The sequence below is a fragment of the Ferrovibrio sp. genome, assembly GCF_964218355.1.
In the GTDB taxonomy this organism is placed as follows: domain Bacteria; phylum Pseudomonadota; class Alphaproteobacteria; order Ferrovibrionales; family Ferrovibrionaceae; genus Ferrovibrio.
This window is the reverse complement of record NZ_CAXPMC010000016.1, coordinates 415306-437539: the sequence shown is the minus strand read 5'-3', so window position 1 is coordinate 437539 and position 22234 is coordinate 415306. Positions and strand designations below refer to the sequence as shown.

Annotated in this window: 21 protein-coding genes; 18 read left to right on the top strand and 3 right to left on the bottom strand. The window is 67.1% G+C overall.

Annotated features, from left to right (window positions below):
• Positions 1 to 21 precede the first annotated feature (21 nt).
• The 14 genes from ACEQZY_RS11320 to ACEQZY_RS11255 all read left to right on the top strand — a co-directional run bounded on the left by ACEQZY_RS11320 (position 22) and on the right by ACEQZY_RS11255 (position 14859).
• Positions 22 to 447, top strand: a complete 426-nt coding sequence (locus tag ACEQZY_RS11320; RefSeq protein WP_370154362.1) for a helix-turn-helix domain-containing protein — start codon at positions 22 to 24, stop codon at positions 445 to 447.
• 216 nt (positions 448 to 663) lie between these two features.
• Positions 664 to 1878 carry a methionine adenosyltransferase gene (gene metK, locus ACEQZY_RS11315; RefSeq protein WP_341705159.1) on the top strand — a complete coding sequence of 405 codons (1215 nt, stop codon included), beginning with the start codon at positions 664 to 666 and terminating at the stop codon, positions 1876 to 1878.
• A 98-nt stretch (positions 1879 to 1976) separates the two neighbouring features.
• Positions 1977 to 2606, top strand: a complete 630-nt coding sequence (locus ACEQZY_RS11310) for a tRNA (guanine(46)-N(7))-methyltransferase TrmB (RefSeq protein ID WP_341705160.1) — start codon at positions 1977 to 1979, stop codon at positions 2604 to 2606.
• Between the two features lie 24 nt (positions 2607 to 2630).
• Positions 2631 to 3296, top strand: a complete 666-nt coding sequence (locus tag ACEQZY_RS11305; protein ID WP_370154360.1) for a CbtA family protein — start codon at positions 2631 to 2633, stop codon at positions 3294 to 3296.
• Positions 3297 to 3561: 265 nt separating this feature from the next.
• Positions 3562 to 4155, top strand: a complete 594-nt coding sequence (gene rimP / locus ACEQZY_RS11300; protein ID WP_341705162.1) for a ribosome maturation factor RimP — start codon at positions 3562 to 3564, stop codon at positions 4153 to 4155.
• Positions 4156 to 4191: 36 nt separating this feature from the next.
• A complete protein-coding gene (nusA, locus tag ACEQZY_RS11295) occupies positions 4192 to 5736 on the top strand; it encodes a transcription termination factor NusA (protein WP_341705163.1) in 1545 nt (514 codons plus the stop codon).
• Positions 5737 to 5767: 31 nt separating this feature from the next.
• The gene (locus ACEQZY_RS11290; protein ID WP_370154357.1) at positions 5768 to 6205 is read left to right on the top strand and encodes a DUF448 domain-containing protein; all 438 of its coding nucleotides are present in this window, start codon (positions 5768 to 5770) and stop codon (positions 6203 to 6205) included.
• A gap of 108 nt (positions 6206 to 6313) precedes the next feature.
• Positions 6314 to 9148, top strand: coding sequence for a translation initiation factor IF-2 (infB, locus tag ACEQZY_RS11285; RefSeq protein WP_370154355.1), 2835 nt, complete (start codon positions 6314 to 6316; stop codon positions 9146 to 9148).
• A 31-nt stretch (positions 9149 to 9179) separates the two neighbouring features.
• Positions 9180 to 9611 carry a 30S ribosome-binding factor RbfA gene (gene rbfA, locus ACEQZY_RS11280; protein WP_341703098.1) on the top strand — a complete coding sequence of 144 codons (432 nt, stop codon included), beginning with the start codon at positions 9180 to 9182 and terminating at the stop codon, positions 9609 to 9611.
• A complete protein-coding gene (gene truB, locus ACEQZY_RS11275; RefSeq protein ID WP_370154354.1) occupies positions 9608 to 10519 on the top strand; it encodes a tRNA pseudouridine(55) synthase TruB in 912 nt (303 codons plus the stop codon). Before rbfA ends, truB begins: the two co-directional genes overlap by 4 nt.
• Before the next feature lie 19 nt (positions 10520 to 10538).
• Entirely contained in the window at positions 10539 to 10808 is a 270-nt protein-coding gene (rpsO, locus tag ACEQZY_RS11270) for a 30S ribosomal protein S15 (protein WP_341703096.1), read from the top strand.
• A 284-nt stretch (positions 10809 to 11092) separates the two neighbouring features.
• Positions 11093 to 13240, top strand: coding sequence for a polyribonucleotide nucleotidyltransferase (gene pnp / locus ACEQZY_RS11265; protein WP_370154352.1), 2148 nt, complete (start codon positions 11093 to 11095; stop codon positions 13238 to 13240).
• Between the two features lie 108 nt (positions 13241 to 13348).
• Positions 13349 to 14137: a TylF/MycF/NovP-related O-methyltransferase gene (locus tag ACEQZY_RS11260; protein ID WP_341703094.1), complete on the top strand. Its 789-nt coding sequence runs from the start codon at positions 13349 to 13351 to the stop codon at positions 14135 to 14137.
• A complete protein-coding gene (locus ACEQZY_RS11255; protein ID WP_341703093.1) occupies positions 14134 to 14859 on the top strand; it encodes a hypothetical protein in 726 nt (241 codons plus the stop codon). Before ACEQZY_RS11260 ends, ACEQZY_RS11255 begins: the two co-directional genes overlap by 4 nt.
• A 25-nt stretch (positions 14860 to 14884) precedes the next feature.
• Here the strand turns inward: ACEQZY_RS11255 and ACEQZY_RS11250 are convergent, their stop codons facing one another.
• Positions 14885 to 15622 carry a transporter substrate-binding domain-containing protein gene (locus ACEQZY_RS11250; protein WP_341703092.1) on the bottom strand — a complete coding sequence of 246 codons (738 nt, stop codon included), beginning with the start codon at positions 15620 to 15622 and terminating at the stop codon, positions 14885 to 14887.
• A gap of 150 nt (positions 15623 to 15772) precedes the next feature.
• Between ACEQZY_RS11250 and ACEQZY_RS11245 the strand changes: the two genes are divergently transcribed.
• Positions 15773 to 16729 (top strand): hypothetical protein, encoded by a 957-nt coding sequence (locus tag ACEQZY_RS11245; protein ID WP_341703091.1) that lies wholly within the window; start codon positions 15773 to 15775, stop codon positions 16727 to 16729.
• Between the two features lie 15 nt (positions 16730 to 16744).
• Here ACEQZY_RS11245 and ACEQZY_RS11240 read toward each other — a convergent pair whose 3' ends face one another.
• On the bottom strand, positions 16745 to 17191 hold the full coding sequence (locus ACEQZY_RS11240) for a PaaI family thioesterase (protein WP_341703090.1): 447 nt from the start codon (positions 17189 to 17191) through the stop codon (positions 16745 to 16747).
• 279 nt (positions 17192 to 17470) lie between these two features.
• The gene (locus ACEQZY_RS11235) at positions 17471 to 19186 is read right to left on the bottom strand and encodes an ATP-binding protein (RefSeq protein WP_370154348.1); all 1716 of its coding nucleotides are present in this window, start codon (positions 19184 to 19186) and stop codon (positions 17471 to 17473) included.
• A gap of 136 nt (positions 19187 to 19322) precedes the next feature.
• Here ACEQZY_RS11235 and ACEQZY_RS11230 point away from each other — a divergent pair, with 136 nt between their 5' ends.
• From ACEQZY_RS11230 to ACEQZY_RS11220, 3 genes are read left to right on the top strand one after another with little or no spacing between them, the layout of a single operon-like run.
• Positions 19323 to 20642 carry a deoxyguanosinetriphosphate triphosphohydrolase gene (locus ACEQZY_RS11230; RefSeq protein WP_341703088.1) on the top strand — a complete coding sequence of 440 codons (1320 nt, stop codon included), beginning with the start codon at positions 19323 to 19325 and terminating at the stop codon, positions 20640 to 20642.
• A 25-nt stretch (positions 20643 to 20667) separates the two neighbouring features.
• Complete coding sequence (locus ACEQZY_RS11225; RefSeq protein WP_370154346.1) at positions 20668 to 21273, top strand: 2-hydroxychromene-2-carboxylate isomerase; 606 nt, start codon at positions 20668 to 20670, stop codon at positions 21271 to 21273.
• Between the two features lie 39 nt (positions 21274 to 21312).
• On the top strand, positions 21313 to 22215 hold the full coding sequence (locus tag ACEQZY_RS11220; RefSeq protein ID WP_341703086.1) for a LysR family transcriptional regulator: 903 nt from the start codon (positions 21313 to 21315) through the stop codon (positions 22213 to 22215).
• The last annotated feature ends 19 nt before the right edge of the window (positions 22216 to 22234 follow it).

Here is a 22234-nt window from a genome sequence, read left to right as displayed (position 1 = left end):
GTGTAAAAAGGATTGTCTGCTTTGCCCAAGAACCCGGTCGATGTCCATGTCGGCAACCGGCTCAAACTGCGTCGCGCCCTGGTCGGTATGAGCCAGGACAGGCTTGGTCAGATTGTCGGCCTGACATTCCAGCAGATCCAGAAATACGAAAAGGGAGCCAACCGGATCGGCGCCAGCCGCCTGTACCAGTTCGCCACCATCCTCGATGTGCCCCCGGCCTATTTCTTCGAGGGCCTGGAAGGCCAGCCGGTGATCGCGCGCAACGGCACCACCCTGCAGGCCGCCGTGCCGGACGCGATTCCGGCCCCGGCCTTTGGCCGCGAGGATGTCGATCTGCTGCGCGCCTTCCATCTGGTCCGCGGCCCTGCCCTGCGGCGCCGGCTGATCGATCTGGTCCGTGCCATGGCCGAGGCCGCCGATGCCGATACCGAGACCAGGGCGGCATAATGGCGCCGGTCGCCTGAATACCGGGCTTTTCGCCCCATTCCGCTTGACCGCCGGGACAAGCTCTGCGAAATAACCGGGCCTTGTGCAAGGGCGGTTTTGCCGCGAATCCGTGCGATTCGGTGTGAAATCGCGATGACCCAATCCCGGCGCGCGCCAAGCGTCGGTGCGGGCTGATCTTCTTCTGGCCGGTTGGCGCGGCCGTGGGGAGTTACCAACGTGGCGCGTTCCTCTTACCTGTTCACCAGTGAATCGGTCTCCGAAGGCCATCCCGACAAGGTCTGCGACCAGATTTCCGATGCCGTGCTCGACCTCTTCCTCAAGGAAGACCCCTATGCGCGCGTCGCCTGCGAAACCCTAACCACCACCAACCGCATCGTGCTGGCCGGCGAAGTGCGCGGCCCGGCGAGCCTGGTGTCGAAATCGGGCAAGGTGAACAAGAAGAAGATCGAGGACGTGGCCCGTGCCGCCGTCAAGAAGATCGGCTACGAGCAGGACGGTTTCCACTGGAAGACCGCCAAGGTCGATGTGCTGCTGCACGGCCAGTCGGCCGACATCGCGGTCGGCGTCGATGCTGCCGGCAACAAGGACGAGGGTGCCGGCGACCAGGGCATCATGTTCGGCTATGCCGTCAACGACACGCCGGAACTGATGCCGGCGGCGATCCAGCTGTCGCACAACATCCTCAAGCTGATGGCCGATGCGCGCCACAGCGGCAAGGAGCCTCTGCTCGGGCCCGACGCCAAGAGCCAGGTGACCCTGCTCTACAAGAACGGCAAGCCGACCGGCGCCACCGCCGTGGTCGTCTCGACCCAGCATGCCCTGAAGGACAAGAAGGGCCGCGAGCTCGAATCCGGCGACATCAAGCGCATCGTGAAGCCCTATGTACTGAAGGCGCTGCCGAAGGGCTGGATGTGCGACGACGAGCATTTCTACGTCAACCCGACCGGCCGTTTCGTCATCGGCGGTCCCGACGGCGATGCCGGCCTGACCGGCCGCAAGATCATCGTCGACACCTACGGCGGCGCGGCGCCTCATGGCGGCGGCGCCTTCTCGGGCAAGGACCCGACCAAGGTTGACCGCTCGGCCGCCTATGCCGCGCGTTACCTGGCCAAGAACGTGGTGGCGGCGGGCCTCGCCTCGCGCTGCCTGATCCAGCTGTCCTACGCCATCGGCGTCTCGCATCCGCTGTCGGTCTATGTCGATACCTTCGGCACCGGCAAGGCGGACGAGAACAAGATCTCGAAGATCCTGCAGGAACTGATGAACCTCAGCCCGCGTGGCATCCGCGAGCATCTGAAGCTGAACCGCCCGATCTATGCCCGCACCGCCGCCTACGGCCATTTCGGCCGCAAGCCGGAAAAGGACGGCGGCTTCTCGTGGGAGAAGACCGATCTGGTCAAGGACCTGAAATCGGCCTTCAACGTGCGGTAAGCGTGGGCGACACGCCGCTTGACCCCGCGGCCGCGTCGCGGCGCCTGATCTACGGGCGCCGGCGCGGCCGCAAACTTTCTCCGGCCCGTGAATCGCGGATGGCCGAGTGGCTGCCGCGCGTCAGCTTCACGCTGCCGCCCGGGGGGCAGGGGCTCGACCCCGCTTCCCTGTTCGCCGCGCCCATGAAAGACGGCTACCGCGTCGAGGTCGGCTTCGGCGACGGCACGCATCTCTTCTCGCTGGCGGAAGCGATGCCGACGACCGGCTTCATCGGCGTCGAGCCCTACGAGCATGGCGTCGCCAAGCTGGTCACCCGCGTGGCTGGAAAGGTCGCGGCCGGCGGGCCGGACAATATCCGCGTGCTGACCGACGATGCCCGGCTGCTGCTGAAGGCCCTGCCCGATGCCAGCCTTGCCGGCGGCTATGTGCTGTTCCCGGATCCCTGGCCGAAGAAGCGCCACCAGTGGCGGCGCATCGTCAATCCCGACACCCTGGCCGACTGGGCGCGGCTGCTGCCCCAAGGCCATGAACTGCGACTGGCGACGGACGTGCCGGATTACCAGCGCTGGATGCTGCGCTGTATCCTCGGCGAGCCGCGTTTCGCCTGGCTGGCGGAAGGCCGCGCCGACTGGCTGCGGCGGCCCGCCGACTGGCCGGCCAGCAAATACGAGCAGAAAGCCATCGCCGCCGGCCGCACCCCGCACTACTATCGCTTGCAACGGGTGTGAAGCCCGGCAACGCGCGGAGGCACAATGCCGTTCCGTCTGGGGGCAGCCGCCATGATGGCGGCGATTCTGTCGACGCTGGCGGTGATGATCGCCCGCGCCGTCATCGATCCGCCGATCACGCCCGACATCCCCGGCCGCGAAGCCTTTCTGTTCCAGCATCTGATTCTTGCGGCGATGGCGGCGGTGATCCTGCAGATCCTGCTGCTGTGGCAGGGGCGGGCGGATTACCGCACCGGCCTGGTCTGGGGCGCCGGCGGCTTTGCCGCCGCGGTGGTGGCGCCATGGCTGGCCCTGCCGCACCTGCCGGTGGGCGAACTGCCCATGCACGATCCTGCGGCCCTGCTGTTCTGGCTGCTGACGGTGGTGGTCAGTGCGATCGGCCTGTGGCTGCTGCTGCGCGGCGGCTTTCCGCTGCGCCCGGCGGCACCGGGCGGCCTGCAGGCCCGGCTGGGCGGTGTTGTCCTGCTGCTGCTGCCGCTGCTGCTGGTCCCGGTGCCAGACTGGGCCGGAGCGGACTGGGCCGGGCCGGAGATGCCCCCGGCCGCCCATGATGCGTCGGGCGATCCGCTGAACGGGCTGGAGGATGACGGCGCGGCCGTGATGCTGGTGGTGAATCTGCTGTTCTGGCTGGCGCTGGGCCTGGCCTCAGTGCTGGCCGCCCGCCAGATCGTGCATCGCCCGGCGTCGTAGGTCCGCCCTGCAGGGAGGGATGATCGCTTTTTGTTCCTGCCGCTCCGGCGACTGCGGAAAGGAAGCCGGCACCGCTGCCAGGCCTGCCAACTAGCTCTTGCATCGCCCGGATTTGCCGCTATAACAGCCTCCGACATTGCTGGTCTGATCCGGTTCCGGATCGGAATGTGAGAATGGGCCAGCGGGCCCATTTTTCATTTCACCGCTTTCACGGCCGCAAAGCCGGCCGGGCCAGGCCGGTGCCTGATCTGCAGACCGGCTTTTTTTGAAGACCGACGAGGAGTTTCGCCGACGCATGGATGCGATGGCCCGGATTGCTGGCATGATCACGCCGACGCTGGACGCGATGGGCTTCCAGCTCGTCCGCGTCAAGCTGGTCGGCACCCAGCGGCCGACCCTGCAGATCATGTTCGAGCGCGACAGCGGCGGCGCCCCCCATGACGGTGGCGTCACTGTCGACGACTGCGCCGATGTCAGCCGCGCGGTCAGCGCCATCCTTGATGTGGAAGATCCGATTGCCGGCGCCTACCGGCTGGAAGTCTCTTCGCCGGGGCTCGACCGGCCGCTGCTGAAGCCGGCGGATTTCGCGCGCTTCAGGGGGTTCGCCGCCAAGGCGGAACTGGGCCGGCCGCTCGATGGCCGCAAGCGTTTCCAGGGCCGCATCGTCGAGGCGACCGGCAGCGAGGTCGTGCTGCGCGACGAGGAAACCGCTGCCGAATTCCGGCTGCCGCTGGCCGAGATCGCCTCCGCCAAGCTGGTGCTGACCGACGACCTGATCGCGGCCAGCGCCGCGGCACGGGCCGGCAAGGATGGCGTGGCGCAGGGTGCAACCATGGGCGGCGATGCCGCTGCCGAATAAGACCAGTCCAGTTAACGGGTTCGAGGAACAGGATCGATGGAAACCGTAACCAGTTTCAACCGGCTCGAGCTGCTGCAGGTAGCCGATGTCGTCGCCCGCGAGAAGGCGATCGAGCGCGATGTCGTGCTGATGGCGATGGAAGACGCGATCCAGAAGGCGGCGCGCTCGCGCTATGGCCTCGAGAACGACATCCATGCCGAGATCGACCGCAAGACCGGCGAAATCCGGCTCGAACGGCATCTGCAGGTGGTCGACAAGATCGAGAACGACGCCATCGAGATCGGCATCATCGAGGCGCAGCGCCGCAATCCGGACGCCCAGGTCGGCGACGTGATCGCCGAGCCGCTGCCGCCGATCGATTTCGGCCGCATCGCCGCGCAGACCGCCAAGCAGGTGATCGTGCAGAAGGTGCGCGAGGCCGAGCGCGAGCGGCAGTATAACGAGTACAAGGACCGCATCGGCGAGATCGTCAACGGCCTGGTCAAGCGCGTCGAATACGGCAACGTGACCATCGACCTCGGCCGCGCCGAGGCGATCGTGCGCCGCGACGAGCTGCTGCCGCGCGAGACCTTCCGCCAGGGCGACCGTGCCCGGGCCTATATCTACGACGTCCGCCGCGAGCCGCGCGGGCCGCAGATTTTCCTGTCGCGCTCGCATCCGCAGTTCATGGCCAAGCTGTTCGCCCAGGAAGTGCCGGAAGTCTATGACGGCATCATCGAGATCCGGGCCGTTGCCCGCGATCCGGGCAGCCGCGCCAAGATCGCCGTTCTCTCGAACGACAATTCGATCGATCCGGTCGGCGCCTGCGTCGGCATGCGGGGCAGCCGCGTCCAGGCGGTGGTCAACGAGCTGCAGGGCGAGAAGATCGACATCATCAAGTGGTCGCCCGATCCGGCCACCTTCATCGTCAACGCGCTGGCGCCGGCGGAAGTCGCCAAGGTGGTGCTGGACGAGGAAACCAATTCGGTGGAGGTCGTCGTGCCGACCGACCAGCTGTCGCTGGCCATCGGCCGCCGCGGCCAGAATGTGCGGCTCGCCTCGCAGCTAACCGGCTTCGATATCGACATCCTGACCGAGGAAGAAGAGAGCGAGCGTCGCCAGAAGGAATTCCGCGAGCGCAGCCAGCTGTTCATCGATACGCTGGATGTCGACGAGACCCTGGCCCAGCTGCTGGTCACCGAAGGCTTCACCAAGGTCGAGGAACTGGCCTATCTGCCGCTCGAGGAGCTGACCGAGATCGAGGGCTTCGATGCCGAAGTGGCGCAGGAGCTGCAGGAGCGCGCCCTCGAATATATCGACAAGCGCAACCAGGAGCTGGAAGAGAAGCGCCAGGCGCTGGGCGTCGGCGATGACGTTGCCGCCGTCGAGGGCGTGACGCCGGCCATGCTGGTCGCGCTGGGCGAGAAGGGGGTCAAGACCCTCGACGATCTCGGCGATCTGGCGGCTGACGAACTGCAGGAAATCGTCGGCGGGGAATTGTCCGACGAGGATGCGAATACCATCATCATGGCGGCCCGCAAGCACTGGTTCGCCGATGAGGATGAAAAGGACGTGCAGGAGGGCGACCAGGCGGATGCCTGACGCCCCGACGGGTCCGCGCCGCCGGTGCCTGTTGACCGGCCAGCGGACCCGGCCGGACCGGCTGCTGCGGTTTGCCGTCGATGCGGCGGGCGCGGTGGTGCCGGACCCGGCACGGCGGATGCCGGGGCGCGGGCTGTGGCTGGCGCCGGCACCGGATGCGGTGGCAGCTGCGGCGGCCAAGGGCCTGTTTGCCCGCGGTGCCAGATGCAGGGTGCAGGTGGCCGGGGATCTGGCCATGCGCACCCGCAGGGCCTGGGCCGCCCATGCGGCGGCACAGGTGGCAAAGGCCCGGCGTGCCGGGCTGGTACTGGCCGATGCGGCCGCGGCCGGCAGGGCGGATGTCCTGTCCGTGGCGGCGGAGGGCATCGGCGAAGGACAGCTGGTGCTGCGGCACACGCCGCTCACCCGCCGGCTGGCAGCGGATCTTGCGCTGCTGGCGGCGCTGGGGCCGGAAGATGACGGCCGGTAGTTGACGGGTGGGGCTGCGCAGTGCCAAGTGCGTGACCCCGCAGGCACCGCCCGATGACGGGCGGTGGCGAGTAGAGAAGTGATGCGGCAGGCGGAAGCGGACCAGGTAATGAGCGACGTGAACGAGCAGGACAAGGACAAGACGGCGGCGCGGCCCAAGCGGCTTGAGCTGAAGAAGACTGTCGAGACCGGACAGGTCCGCCAGAGCTTCAGCCACGGCCGGACCAAGGCCGTCACCGTCGAGGTGCGCAAGAAGCGCACCATCGTCCCGCCGGGCAGCAAGGGTGCCGCCGCGGCGGCACCGTCCGAGCCGCCAGCCGCCCCGAAGGCCGCCGGACCGGCGCCGACGGTGCATGTCCAGTCGGTTGCCGAGAAGATCGCCGAACACGATGCCGCCCGCGCGGCCGAGGCCGCCGCCCAGCGCGCCGCCGAGCCGGCCGAGGCGCCGGCCCGCAAGCCGGCCGCTGCCGAGGCGAGGCCGGCCGCCGCAGAGCCGGCTGCCGAAGCGGCAGCCCCGGCCGCACCGGCCGCCGATGCCGGCCCGCGCCAGGGCCCGCGCATGACCGCGCGCCCGACCGGCGATGTCCGCCCGGGTGGCGGCCGTGCCGAACGCCCCGATCGTGCAGCCCAGCGCCAGCAGCGCCCGACCGGCATGGTGCTGAAGCCGATGTCGGAAGAGGAAAAGCAGGCGCGCAACCGCGATGCCGACCTGCGCAGCCGCTTTGCCGAAATGCGCCGCGCCGCCGAGGACGATCTGCGCCGCCGCCAGGAAGATTTGTCTAAGGCCCATGCCGAACGCGAGGCGGCAATGCGCCGCCAGGCCGAGGAGGAAGCCCGCAAGAAGGCCGAGGATGAAGCCCGCAAGAAGGCCGAGGCCGAGGCGGCCCGCCGCCTGAATGCGCCGGAAACCGCCGGCAGCGAGGCCTCGCCCGGCGCGCCGGGCGGCCGTGCCGTCGATGATGACGATGACGGCGCCGCGCGCCGCCGCGGCGCCGGAGCCAAGGCGACCCCGGCCAAGCCGGCCCCGCGCACCACCCGCGATGCCGGCGAACGCCGCCGCGGCAAACTCAGCGTCAGCAAGGCGCTGGACGAAAACGAGCGTGTGCGCTCGGTGGCCTCGTTCCGCCGCCGCATCGAGCGCGAAAAGCGCATGCATCACCAGAACGACGGATCGGAGCAGAAGAAAGTGTTGCGCGACGTCGTCGTTCCCGAAACCATCACCGTGCAGGAGCTGGCCAGCCGCATGGCCGAGCGCGGCGTCGACGTCGTCAAGGTGCTGATGAAGATGGGCGTGATGGCGACCATCAACCAGACCATCGATGCCGATACCGCCGAGCTGGTGGTCGGCGAGTTCGGCCACCGCATCCAGCGCGTTTCCGAAGCGGATATCGAGCTCGGCCTCGGCGGCGAGGCGGATGCCGAGGAAGCACTGCTGCCGCGTCCTCCTGTCGTCACCGTCATGGGCCATGTCGACCACGGCAAGACCTCACTGCTCGACAGCCTGCGCCAGACCGACGTGGCCGGCGGCGAGGCCGGCGGCATCACCCAGCATATCGGCGCCTACCAGGTGCACCTGAAATCGGGCAAGGCGATCACTTTCCTCGACACGCCGGGCCACGAGGCATTCACCCAGATGCGCGCGCGCGGCGCCAAGGCCACCGACATCGTCGTGCTGGTCGTGGCTGCCGACGACAGCGTGATGCCGCAGACCATCGAGGCGATCCACCATTCGAAGGCCGCCGGCGTGCCGATCGTGGTGGCCATCAACAAGTGCGACAAGCCGCAGGCCAATCCGCAGAAGGTGCGGCAGGAACTGCTCAGCCACGAGATCGTGGTCGAACAGATGGGCGGCGACGTGCAGTCGATCGAGGTTTCCGCCAAGACCCGCAAGGGTCTGGACGAGCTCGAGGAAGCCATCCTGCTGCAGTCTGAAATCCTTGACCTCAAGGCCAATCCGGAACGCCGCGCCGAGGGCGTGGTGGTCGAGGCCAAGCTGGAACGTGGCCGCGGTTCGGTTGCCACCGTGCTGGTCCAGCGCGGCACCCTGCATGTCGGCGATGTTTTCGTGGCCGGCAGCGCCTGGGGCCGCGTGCGCGCCCTGATCGACGACAAGGGCAAGAATGTGGTCGATGCCGGTCCTTCGGTGCCGGTGGAGGTGCTCGGCCTGCAGGGCAGCCCGGAGGCCGGCGACGAATTCGTCGTGGTCGAGAATGAAAGCCGGGCCCGCGAGGTCGCCGAGTTCCGCGAGCGCAAGCAGCGCGAGGCCAAGGCCGCCATCTCGGCGCGCGGTTCGCTCGAGCAGATGTTCTCCAAGATCAAGGCCGGCGAGGCCAAGGAACTGCCGATCGTCGTCAAGACCGACGTGCAGGGCTCGCTGGAGGCGATCCTCGGTTCGGCGCAGAAGCTGTCCACCGAAGAGGTGGCGGTGCGTGTGCTGCATGGCGCGGTCGGTGCGATCAGCGAATCCGACGTGGCCCTGGCGGCCGCTTCGGGCGGCGCCATCATCGGCTTCAACGTCCGTGCCTCCAAGCAGGCCCGCGACCTGGCCGAGCGCGACGGCGTCGACATCCGCTACTACTCGATCATCTACAACGTGCTCGACGACCTGAAGGCGCTGCTCAGCGGCATGCTGGCGCCGACCATCCGCGAGAACTTCCTCGGCTATGCGGAAATCCGCGAGGTCTTCAACATCACAAAGGTCGGCAAGGTTGCCGGCTGCATGGTCACCGAAGGCCTGGTCAAGCGCGGCGCCAAGGTCCGCCTGCTGCGCGACAACGTGGTGATCCACGAGGGCGCGCTGTCCACCCTGAAGCGCTTCAAGGACGATGTCCGCGAGGTCAAGCAGGGCATGGATTGCGGCATGTCGTTCGAGAATTACGACGACATCAAGCAGGGCGACGTGATCGAGTGTTTCGAACTCGAAAGCGTGGCGCGCGAGCTGTAAGCCCGCGCGTCCACCCGGGGAGCAGGGCCTGATGGCGCAGCGCAAGCGCGGCGGCGGCAGCCGTGATCAATTGCCCGGCGGGCGCAGCCAGCGCCAGCTGCGGGTCGGCGAGGAACTGCGCCATATCCTGTCGGACGTGCTGCGCAACGGCCATTTCCGCGATCCGGACCTGGCCGATCTCGTGGTCACCGTCACCGAGGTGCGGATCAGTCCCGACCTGAAGGCGGCCACGGCTTTCGTCATGCCGCTGGCCGGCAAGGATGCCGCCAGGATCATTGCCGGCCTCAACCGCGCGCAGGCCTATATCCGCACGGAAGCCGTCAAGCAGATCAACCTGCGCGTGGCGCCGCAATTCAGCTTCAAGCTCGACCACAGTTTCGACGAGGCCGCCCGCGTCACCCGCCTGCTGCAGCAGCCGGCGGTGCAGGCAGACCTGCAGAAAGACGGATCCGGCGAGGAATGAGCCGCAGCCGCCGCGGCCGGCCGGTCCATGGCTGGGTCATCCTCGACAAGCCGCTGGGCCTGACCTCCACGCAATGCGTCGGCAAGGTGCGCCGGCTGACCGATGCCGCCAAGGCCGGCCACGGCGGCACGCTCGATCCGCTGGCATCCGGCATCCTGCCGATCGCGCTCGGCGAGGCGACCAAGACGGTCGCCTGGGCCATGGGGGCCGGCAAGACCTACCGTTTCACCGTCCGCTGGGGCGAGGCCACCGCCACCGACGACGCCGAGGGGGCGGTCACCTGCACCTCCCCGGTCCGGCCGGACCGGGCGGCGATCCTGGCCATGCTGCCCGGCTTCGAGGGCGAGATCCTGCAGACCCCGCCGGCCTATTCCGCCCTGAAGGTCGAGGGCCGGCGCGCCTATGACATGGCCCGGGCCGGGGATATGCCGGACTTGGCCCCCCGGCCGATCCGGATCGACCGGCTGGCCCTGCTGGATATGCCGGATGCGGACCATGCCGTCTTCGAGGTGGATTGCGGAAAAGGCGCCTATGTGCGTGCCCTGGCTCGGGATTTCGGCCAGGCGCTGGGCAGCTGCGGGCATGTGACCGCCCTGCGCCGGACCCGGGTCGGCCGGTTCGACGAATCCCGGGCGTTTTCGCTGGATTCACTGGCGGAACTGTGCCAAAAGGACGCCGCGCACGCGTATCTGTTGCCGGTTGAAACCGCGCTGGACGACATCCCGGCCCTGGTTGTGACCGGCCCGCAGGCCGAACGCCTCAGGCATGGCCAGCCGATACGGATCGCGCTCGCGGGTCCCGGACTCCCGCCGGAAGGACAGCTCCTGGTGAAAGCCGACGGCAGGGCCGTCGGCCTCGCCGAGCGTATCGCCGACGAGATCCGCCCGCTGCGTTTGTTCAATCTGTGATGTCGCGGAGATAACCGATATGTCGATTACCGCCGAGCGCAAGACCGCGCTGGTTTCCGAATATGCCACCAAGAAGGGTGATACCGGTTCGCCGGAAATCCAGGTGGCCCTGCTCACCGAGCGCATCAACAATCTCACCGAGCATTTCAAGACCCACAAGAAGGACGTGCATTCGCGCCGCGGCCTGCTGATGATGGTGAGCAAGCGTCGCAGCCTGCTCGACTATCTGAAGCGCAACGATGCACCGCGTTACGACGCCCTGATCCAGCGCCTGGGTCTGCGCAAGTAAGGGACATGGCCGCTCGCGCGTACAGAACCGCCAGCGGCCGTCATCCGGACACGACCATCGACGCCCGTCATCCCTTCCGTCCTTCCAGCAAGGCGGCAGCGGAGGCGGGCGTCGGCTTTATGATCGGCCCGGATCAGGCCGGCCACCACCGGGATGGGCCCGGCGGCCGGTTCGCCGCACGCAGCTGATGCAAGGCTGATGCGGCCGGGCGGGGGGCGATGGGCGCCGTCCCGCCGGGTGCCGTCCGTCAGGGACGGCGGCGCCTCAGAAGGAAGAAGGTAGATATGTTCAATATCCACAAGACCGAACTGATGTGGGGCGGGCGCAAGCTCGTCATCGAGACGGGCAAGGTTGCCCGCCAGGCCGATGGCGCCGTGATGGTGACCTATGGCGATACCATCGTGCTGTGCACCGCCGTGGCGGCGAAGTCGCCGAAGCCCGGCGTCGATTTTTTCCCGCTCACCGTGAATTACCAGGAGAAGACCTTCGCCGCGGGCAAGATCCCCGGCGGCTTCTTCAAGCGTGAGGGCCGTCCGAGCGAGAAGGAAACCCTGACCTCGCGCCTGATCGACCGTCCGATCCGCCCGCTTTTCGCCGAGGGTTTCCGCAACGAGACCCAGGTCGTCGCCACCGTGCTGTCGCATGATCTCGAGAACGATCCCGATATCGTCGCGATGGTCGGCGCCTCGGCCGCGCTCACCATCTCGGGCATCCCGTTCATGGGTCCGATCGGCGCCGCCCGCGTCGCCTATATCGACGGCCAGTATGTGCTGAATCCGACCAAGTCGCAGATGGCCGAGGGCAACAAGCTCGACCTCGTCGTCGCCGGCACCACCGATGCCGTCCTCATGGTCGAGTCGGAAGCGCAGCAGCTGCCGGAAGACATCATGCTGGGTGCCGTGATGTTCGGCCACAAGGGCTTCCAGCCGGTCATCGAGGCGATCATCGGCCTGGCCGAGCGTGCCGCCAAGGATGCGATGCCGCTGGCCGAGCGGACCGGTTTCGAGGCCGCGCTGAAGAAGCTGCAGGATTCGGGCATCGAGGCCGAACTGCGGGTTGCCTACGAAGAGAAGGTCAAGCAGGCCCGTTACGCCAAGGTCGGCGAAGTGAAGGCCAAGGCCAGGGCGCTGTTCGCCGAGGGCGAGGCCAACCCGGTCGATGTCTCGGATGCCTTCAAGCATCTCGAGGCCCAGGTCGTTCGCTTCAACATCCTGGATACCGGCCTGCGTATCGATGGCCGCGACACCAAGACGGTGCGCCCGATCGTTGCCGAGATCGGCGTGCTGCCGCGCGCCCATGGCGCCGCGCTGTTCACCCGCGGCGAAACCCAGGCGCTGGTGGTCACCACGCTGGGCACCGGCACCGACGAGCAGATCATCGATGCGCTCGATGGCGAATACCGCGAAAGCTTCATGCTGCATTACAACTTCCCGCCCTATTCGGTCGGTGAAGCCGGCCGCATGGGTTCGCCGGGCCGCCGCGAAATCGGTCACGGCAAGCTGGCCTGGCGTGCGGTGCGGCCGCTGCTGCCGGCGAAGGAGGAATTCCCCTACACGATCCGCGTCGTCTCGGAGATCACCGAGTCGAACGGCTCCTCCTCGATGGCCACTGTCTGCGGCAGCTCGCTGGCGCTGATGGATGCCGGTGTGCCGCTGAAGGCGCCGGTGGCGGGTATCGCCATGGGCCTGATTCTCGAAGGCGAGCGCTTTGCCGTGCTGTCCGACATCCTCGGCGACGAGGATCATCTCGGCGACATGGACTTCAAGGTGGCCGGTACTGCCGAGGGCGTCACCTCGCTGCAGATGGACATCAAGATCGCCGGCATCACCGAGGAAATCATGCGAGTCGCCCTTGGCCAGGCCAAGGACGGCCGCATGCACATCCTCGGCGAGATGGCCAAGGCGATTTCGCAGAACCGTTCGGGCGTGAAGGAAAACGCACCGCGCATCACCACCATGAACGTGCCGAAGGACAAGATCCGCGAAGTGATCGGCTCCGGCGGCAAGGTGATCCGCGAGATCGTCGAGAAGACCGGCACCAAGATCGACATCGAGGACGATGGCACGATCAAGATCGCCTCGTCCGACAATGCCGCGACCGAGGCCGCCGTGCAGTGGATCAAGTCGATCGTCTCGGAGCCCGAGGTCGGCGTGATCTACAAGGGCAAGGTCGTGAAGATCGTCGATTTCGGCGCCTTCGTGAATTTCTTCGGCAGCCGCGACGGCCTCGTGCATGTCTCGGAGATGGCGTCCAAGCGCGTCAACAAGCCGAGCGATGTGGTCTCGGAAGGCCAGGAAGTGCGCGTCAAGGTGCTGGGTATCGACGAACGCGGCAAGGTCCGCCTCTCCATGAAGGTCGTCGACCAGGAGACCGGCGAGGACCTGTCGCTGAAGAAGGGCGAGGTCGCCGACGAGGCGGCACAGGCCGAGTAACCACCCCCTGCCATCCGGCAGGATGCGAAGGGCCGGGAGTTAATCCCGGCCCTTTTCGTTTGCCGTCTTTCCCGCCATTCTGGCCCGGCAACCGATGCCGAGGGGCAGATGACGGATTCCCTGGTTCAGTCGTGGCGGCAGCCGGAAACCGGCCGGCTGCTGAGTGTGACATTCGACTGGTCGACGCTGGTGCTGTGGGACCGGCTGCTGTCGGCCGGCCGGCCGGATGATCCGTTATGGGCCGATCTGCGGGCCCAGCTTGGGCTGTTTCCCGGCAGCGACAGCGTCGGCCGCCGCATGCGGCTGCTGGCGCTCGGCCGTCTGGCCGGCGCAGTGATGCGCAGTGGTGTGGCCGGGGATGTTGCGGAATGCGGTTGCGCGGCCGCGGTGTCCACCACGCTGATCGCCAGCCAGCTGCAACGCGGCGGGTTTGCCGGCCGCCTGCATGTCTTCGACTCTTTCGAAGGCCTGTCGCCGCCACAGGCAGAGGACGCGGTTCCGCCGGACATGGCAACGCCTTACGGGCATCAGAGCAATCATGGCACCAACCGGCGGTTTGCGGTTCCGCTCGATTTCGTGCGGGCACGGCTGCAGGCCTTCCCGTTCATTGACCTCTATCAGGGCTGGATTCCCGAGCGGTTCCCCGAGGTCGCGGACCGCCGCTTTGCCCTCGTCAACATCGATGTCGACCTCTACCAGCCGACCCGCGATGCGCTTGAATTCTTCTGGCCGCGCCTGAGCCCTGGCGGCGCGGTCTTCATTGACGATTTTCACATCGTCGACTGGCCCGGTGCCACCCGGGCGGTCGAAGACTTTGTCGATGGCCTGCCATCGCCGCCTGCAGCGGTGCTGCCGCTGGCGCTGGGCGGCATCATTCTGCGCAAGGGTGACGCATGACACTCCGCAATGGCGACAAGCTGAGCCTCAAGGCCGAAGACGGGCAGACCAGGACGGTGGTGCTGGGCAACGACGTCGTGGCAACCTGGCTGCGCTACCAGCCCGTGCTGCTGAAGGACGATGCCTGGACCGGATACCGGGCCGTTGCCGCCCATGAAGAAGGCGATACGGTGTTCCGGCGCGCCCAGCTGATTCCGTTGCAGCCGGCCATCCGCAACCTGCTGCGCAATGGCACGCCGGGCAGTTTCGTCGATATTGCCCCGGTGGCCGGAATGCTGGCGCTGCTGCTGCACAGGCAGGTCGAACCCGGCCGGTTCTGGCGTGGCAAGCTGTCGCTGGCTGGGGAGGCCGCCGATCCGTCGGATGCGCCGCCGCCGGGATATGCCGATTATTTCGGGCTGCGGACGGCTGCACGGCCCCTGCCGCCCTATCCGGTCCATCCGGCCAGCCGCAGCGAAGCCGGCGACGCGGCTGGCCTGGCCGGCCTGCTGCCGCCACAGATCGCCTTTGCCCGCCTGTCGGCGCATCTGGCGCGGCCGACCGGCATCCTGCTGCCGGCCATGCTCGAGCGGCTGGCGCCGGGCGGCATGATCCTGCTGGCCGATTACGATTATGCCGATTTCCCGGGCGCCACCGCAGCCATCGACCGGCTGCTGGCAGACCGTGACGGCGGCCTGTTCCTGCCGCTTCCGCTGGGTGGCGGCATATGGATGCGGAACTGAGGGCCGCGCGGCCGGGACCGGGCGATCAGGATGGCGGTTCGCGCAGCGGCGCCACGATCCTGTCATAGGCGCCGGACTGGCGCAGCCCGTCATAGGCGGCACGCAGCTTCGCAACCGTGGCCGGCGGCAGGTTGCGCGAGCCGGCGATCCAGAAGGACATCAGGGCAAAGGCTTCGCCATGCTGGATCTCTGCCGGCGGAAAGCCCAGCTCATGCCAGGTGGCCCGGCCCACGGCGCGCAGGGTGAACCAGGCCTCGATGCGCTCGGCCCGCAGCAGCCGGGCGTTATGGTCCTCGGAGATGTTGGTCTCGACATTCTGCAGGCCGAATGAGCGCAGGATGCCGTGCAGTTCGGAGCCGCGCATGACACTGATCCGCTCCAGCCGCCGGGCTGCCGCAATTTCGCTGACCGGCGGTCCGTCTCGACGGGTAAACAGCACCGCCCGGTCTGCAAAGACTTCGCCGATCCATACATACAGATCCTCCCGCGGGGGAGTGCGCAGCAGGGCGGGATACAGGGTGTCGCCCTCGTCGAGCTGGCGCACTGCCCGCTGGAACGGCAGGATGCGCACCTCCTGGTCGATGCCGGCGGCGCGGGCAATCAGGCGGACCAGTTCGACTGCCGGCCCGCTGCCGCTGCCATTCCTGTCGACGATATAGGGCAGCCGCTCCGGGCCGACGATCTGGATATCCGGCTGCGCGGCTGCGGTGCAGGCACAGCCGAGCCAGGCCAGGATCGTCAGTCTCGACAGCAGATGCGGCAAACCGGGCTCCCGTGTGGACGGCGATCCGGCAAGAATACGGCGGATGGGCGCATTGCGAAATGCTAGGGTATTGATCTGTATCGGGATTTTCCGCCAGAATCTTGCCGCTTTCCCGGGGCATCATAGCGCAGACGGAAAGGAGTCCGCGTCATGGTCGAAGGAATGCCGTCGCGCCGCCTGCCGATCCTGCTGCTGGCTGTCCTGCTGGCCGCGCCGGCGGCCCTGCAATCCGCCCGGGCCCAGGACCGACAGGTTCAGGGCAGCGATCCCGGGGCGACCGAGGATGCGGTGGCCGGCAGCAAGACGGTGCGCGGCCATTACCGCGCCGGCGAAATCCAGGCGGACTGGGAAGCGGCGGTGCGCAACGGCCGGGTCGAACGCATTGTGGAATGGCGGGATTACGGCGCCTACGGCAACGCCAATGTCGTGTTCAACTTTTTCGGCGGCCGACTGATGCATTACGGAGAGAGCAGCCAGCGCCGGGCCGGTCAGGCCGGCACCGCCGACAGCTTCCGCCGGGTGTCGCTGAACCTCAATTTCGCTGCCGGCCGGTTCACCTCGGGAACCAAGACGGTGGATGGCATCGATACCGAGCTGGACGAAGCCGACATCACCGGCGCCGTGGCCCAGTCGCGGGCCGCCCTGCAGCGGCTGGAAGATATCCGGTCGGCCTGGGCCGGGGATGGTCGCGGTGGCACCACCCATTTCAGCCTGCAGAGCCTGCCGCAGCCCGAACCCGGGCCGACCGCCGAAGCCCGGCGGCTGGCCGGCGGGGGCGGCCTGGTCGCGTTTCGCTGCGACAATGGCCTGAATATCCTGCTGGGCAGCAGCGGCGACCGCCTGGTGGTTGACGGCAAGGGCATGCTGCCCGTCGTCCTGCACCGCCAGCCGCGCGGTGCCCGCTATGATTACATGTCGCCGGACTGGGGTGCGGAGCGCCAGGGCGACACGATCCGGCTCAGCCATCTGGGTGTGCCGTCGGTTTATTGCGGCGTCATCTCCGCAGAGGCGGCCCCGGCCGAGATACCGTCGCCGGCTGCCTCTCTTACGCCGATGGCCAAGCCGCCGGCGCCGCCACTGCCGCTGATGCCGCCGGCCACGCGCTAGGATTCAGGGCAGGATTCAGGGGCTGTCCGGAGCTCTGTCCGTCACCTTGAAGACGGCGCTGGTCCGGTTGGTGACGGTCTCGCCGGCCCGCAATTCGCAGCGCACCGTGATGAAATCCCGCTCGCGCTCGATTCCGGTGCAATAGCCTTCCAGCCAGGCGCCCATCGGGGCCGGGCGCTTGTATTCCATCTCCAGCCGTACCGTCCACATGCGGGCGATTTCAGGACGGGTTTCATGCACGAAAGCCGCCATGAAGGTGTCCGCCAGGGTGGCGAGGAAGCCGCCATGGCCCGTGCCGTGCCGGTTGGCATGCTTGGGGCGGACATGCAGTCCGTAGACCGGCGGCCGTCCGGGACCGTCGGGACGGACATAGACCTTGCCCAGGGTGGCGAAAAAGCGGGAGACCGGCGGCAGCGGTACGAAGCCGGCCGGCACCGGATGCGGTTTGCGTCTGCTAGGCATGATGCGCCTTGATGGCCCATGCGACCGGCGAAAGCAAGCCATGCAGGGTCTGCAACGATACCGCAAAAAGAGAGGGACGGCCGGGGGAAGGCCGTCCCTCAGGGGGGGATTCATAGGGGAGGAAATGAGAAACAAGAAGACGCTGCAACATCGATCTCGTTTCGTGAATTCTATATAGGCGCTGGCGTGCTGCGGTGCAGTGATGACGGTCACGATTCCGCGGGCACCGGAAACCGGCGGGATTTATGGCGGTTTCGTGGCGGCCGGAAGCCGCGCCGGTCAGGCCGGCAGCATGACGTCGACGGTGGTGCCGTGGCCGGGACGGCTGCGGATCTGCATATGCCCGCCATGCCGCTCCACCAGGCTGCGGCAGATCGACAGGCCGAGGCCGGCACCGCTGTTGCTGTGGCTGCGATAGGCATCGATGCGCTGGAAGGCCGCCATGGCGGCGCGGGTTTCCGCCTCGGTCATGCCGATGCCGGTGTCATGCACCGAGAGGCGCATCACCCTGTCCTCGATAACGGCGGCGAGCGTGACGCTGCCACCCTTGCGATTGTATTTCACGGCATTGCCCAGCAGGTTCACCAGAATCTGCGTCAATGCCCGGCGGTCGGCCCGTACCGCGAGATGGCTGGGGGAGAAGGAGAGGCCGATGCTGCCTGCCGCCGCCTGTGGCCCGACCATCGCCAGGGCGGCTGCGGCAATCTCGTCGAAGGCGCAGGTTTCGATTTCCAGTTCCAGCCGGCCGGTTTCGAGCCGCGACAGGTCGAGGATGTCGCTGACCAGCTGCAGCAGGTGCTCGCCGGACTGCCGGATGCTGATGGCATAGTCGCGCTGGCGGTCGCTCATGTTGCCGAGATATCCGGCGGCCAGCATCTCGGAAAAGCCGATGATCGCATTCAGCGGCGTGCGCAGTTCGTGGCTCATGTTGGCAAGGAAGGCGGTCTTGGTGCGGTTGGCGGATTCAGCCGCCTCGCGCTGCTCGATCAGCTGCGCTTCGGTTTCTTTCAGGCGGGTGATGTCGACGCCACAGGTGATGATGCCCTGGACCCGCCCGTCGGCATCGCGCAGGGGCACTTTCATTGCCCAGATGATCAGCTGCCGGCCATCCCGGCCGGCCCAGCCCTGTTCCATATGGATGGTTTCGCCGCTGGCCAGGATGCGCCGGTCTTCCTGTTCGACGGCAGCGGCGGCCTCCGGGCCGACCACCTCGCTCCAGGTGCGGCCGATGACGTTGACAAGGTCCGCCGGCATGATATCGCGCATGCGCCGGTTGATCATGCGGTAGCGCAGGTCGTGATCCTTGAAGGTCATGGTGGCCGGCATGGCATCGATCAGCGTTTCGCTGAACAGGCGGGCCTGATGCTCGTCTTCGCGTGCCCGCACCTCGCGCTGCCGGGCATTGTCGAACTCGATCATGATCAGGCCTAGTGCCGTCAGCAGATTGGCGAAGACGGAAAATGCCAGCGTGGCATTGAGATCGGCCATATGCATCAGCTGGACGGCATAAAAGACGGCGAGAATGCCGCGGCCCAGCAGCAGGATGCCGGTGGCCGAGTAGAGCAGGGAGCGGCGATGCCGCAGCAGCAGGCTGCCGCCATACAGCAGCCCGGCGCCGGTGACGAAATTGGCCGCACCGAAATACATCAGGTCCGAAGTCTGCTGCACCAGGGAGACGCAGGCGGTCAGGGCCAGGCTGAGCAGCAGGGCCGTCGTCATGCTGTCCTGGTGACCGGTCAGAACGCGGATGCCGGTGACCAGCATGACCATGAACGTGAGGCTGCCGGCGGTGGCTGCCAGCACCGAATACCAGACAGGATCGGCGATCCAGTCGGTGAAGCCGAGAATGCCAAAGGGCAGAACCAGTGCCACATGGCCCGCCGCCCAGAACAGCAAATGACCGCCGCCACCCAGATTGCGATAGGCAAACAGGCAGACCAGGCCGACCATCAGCGGTGCGGCCACCGCGGTTACGGCGATCGTCAGAAGAATCATCCGGCGGCCCTGTTTCCGTTCAGCGGCCAATCATCCGATTTGGCGGGTGGCAATTTCAATCAAAAACTGTATCGCGGGCCGGCCGGCCACCAGCCAAGCGCTTGAAACCGCGAATCGTTCTCTCCAGAGTGCGGGCATGGCAATGACTTGGTCACGGCTGCTTTCCGCCCAGCGACTCGGCCACCAGGGGGCTGAGCCGGTCACTCCGGCGCGCAATCCGTTCCAGAAGGACTGGGACCGGGTTGTATTCTGCTCGGCCTTCCGCCGCCTGCAGGACAAGACCCAGGTGCATTCGCTGCCGGAAAGCGACTATGTGCGCAACCGGCTGACCCACTCCCTCGAGGTCTCCTCGGTCGGCCGCTCGCTGGGCGCGCAGGTCGGCGAGAGCGTCGTCCAGCGTCACGGCGCCGATCTGGGCGGGGTCACCGCAGCGGAATTCGGCCACATCGTGGCGGCCGCCTGTATCGGCCACGATATCGGCAACCCGCCTTTCGGCCATTTCGGCGAGGCCACGATCCAGCACTGGTTCCGCTCCGGTCCGGGTGCCGAGCTGGTCCGCCCGCTGACCGCGCCGCAGCGCAGCGATTTCCTGCATTTCGAGGGCAACGCGCAGGGCTTCCGGGTGATGAGCCGGCTGCAGAACTGGCGCGATGCCGGCGGCCTGCGCCTGACCTGTGCCACCCTGGCCACCTTCATGAAATACCCTTTCGGCAGCCAGGCCGCCGATCCTGCCAAGGGCAAGTTCGGCCATTTTGCCGCCGAGGCCGGGCTGTTCGAAGACATGGCCGGCGCCGTGGGCCTCGAAGCTCTGGGCGGCGGTCGCCATGCCCGCCATGCCCTGACCTGGCTGGTCGAGGCGGCGGACGACATCTGCTACTCGGTGGTCGACATCGAGGATGGCTACAAGCTGGGCCGCATCACCTTTGCCGAAGCCGAGGAAAGGCTGCATGCCCTGCTGCAGCGCATGCCGCCGCGCTACCGCGAGATCGCCGACGAGCCCTGGAAGATCGCCTATCTGCGCGCAAAGGTGATCGGCGACCTGATCGACCTGGCCGTGACCGTTTTCCTCGATTGCGAACCGGCCATCATGACCGGCCGCTATGACGGCGACCTGATGGCGGAAACACCGGTGGCCGGCGCGCTGGCGGAGATCGCCGCCTTCACGCGGGCCCGCATTTTCGAAACGCGGGAGCGCTTCCAGACCGAAGTGATGGGCGGCGAGATCCTGACCAGCCTGCTCGATGCCTTCTGTGATGCCCATCTGGCACTGGAGATGGCCGGCGGCGAATTCGCCGCGCTGGCGCCGCGCCAGCGCGCCCTGCTGCGCCTGATGCCACAGCCGCCGCAGGCCGGCGCCGCCCGCTACGAATGGCTGCTCAGCGTGACCGATTTCATCAGCGGCATGACCGACAGCTATGCCCTCAAGCAGTTCCAGCGGCTGCGGGGGCTGCAGTAAAAAACCCGATCGCCGGAGGAAACCCATGGCTGCCCGAATCGACTACATCTTCACGCCCGTCTCGCCCTGGGCCTATCTCGGCGCGCCGCAGTTCAACGCCATGGTGGCGAAATACGGGGCGGATGTGAAGGTGATGCCGGTCGATCTCGGCAAGGTCTTCTCGGTCTCGGGCGGCCTGCCGCTGGCCAAGCGGCCGCCGCAGCGCCAGGCCTATCGCCTGATGGAGCTGAAGCGCTGGCGCGATTTCCGTGGGCTGCCGCTGAACCTGCAGCCGAAGGGGTTTCCGGTCGATGCCGGCCTGGCGTCACGGCTGATCACAGCGACGCGGGAGCTGTCGCAGAAGCAGGCGCTCGACCTGTCCTTTGCGATCGGCCGTGCGGTATGGGCGGAGGAGCGCAACATCGCCGATGCCGAAACGCTGGAGGAAATCCTCAACGAATGCGGCCTCGACCCGGCCCGGCTGTTTGCTGCGGCCGACAGCGATGCCGTGAAGGCGGCCTATGACGCAGATACCCAGAAGGCGATGGATATCCAGGTATTCGGTGCCCCGACCTATATTCTCGACGGCGAGATGTTCTGGGGGCAGGACCGGCTGGATTTTCTCGAGCGCGCAGTGGCAAAGGCAGGGTAAAACAGGCTGCTGGATTCTGGTTTCCGCTTCCGGAGCCCCATGATCGACAAGCTCGAATTCCTGCTCGCGCTGGCCCGCGAGCGCAATTTCGGCAAGGCCGCCGAATTGTGCGGTGTCACCCAGCCGACCTTTTCAGCCGGCATCAAGCAGCTGGAAGAGCAGCTTGGCGTGATGCTGGTGCAGCGCAGCTCGCGTTTCCTCGGTTTCACCGCGGAAGGCGAACGGGTGCTGGACTGGGCGCGGCGCATTGTCGCCGACACCCGGGCGATGCGGCAGGAGGTGCATGCCCAGAAGCGGGGTCTGGTGGGGCATCTCAAGATTGCGGCCATCCCGACGGCGCTGGCCATGGTTTCGGCGCTGACCACGCCATACCGGGCGAAGCATCCGAATGTGAAATTCACCATCTATTCGCGCACCTCGATCGAGGTGCTGTCGATGCTGGAAAATCTCGAGGTCGATGCCGGCCTGACCTATCTGGACAACGAACCGCTGGGCAAGGTGCGGGCGGTGTCGCTGTATCCGGAGCAGTACCGGCTGCTGACCTCGGAAGACAGCCCCTATGGCGACCGCGACCAGGTCAGCTGGTCCGAGGTCAGCCGCATTCCGCTCTGCCTGCTGACGCCCGACATGCAGAACCGCCGCATCATCAACCGGCTGCTGCGCAATGCCGGCGGCGGCGAGCCGCAGCCGACGCTGGAATCGAATTCGATGATCGTGTTGTTCTCCCATGTGCGCACGGGGCGCTGGGCCAGTGTGATGCCGGAGAAGCTGGCCGACACGCTGGGCCTGACCGAGAAGCTGCGGTCGATCCCGATCGTCGAACCGGAAGCCGTGCACATGATCGGCCTAGTCGTGCCCAACCGCGAGCCGATGACGCCGCTGGCGGCGGCGCTGGTGGCAGAGGCCAAGCACCTGGCGGCCAGCCTGGCAAAATCTTCATAAGAGAACGCTTCTTAATTGC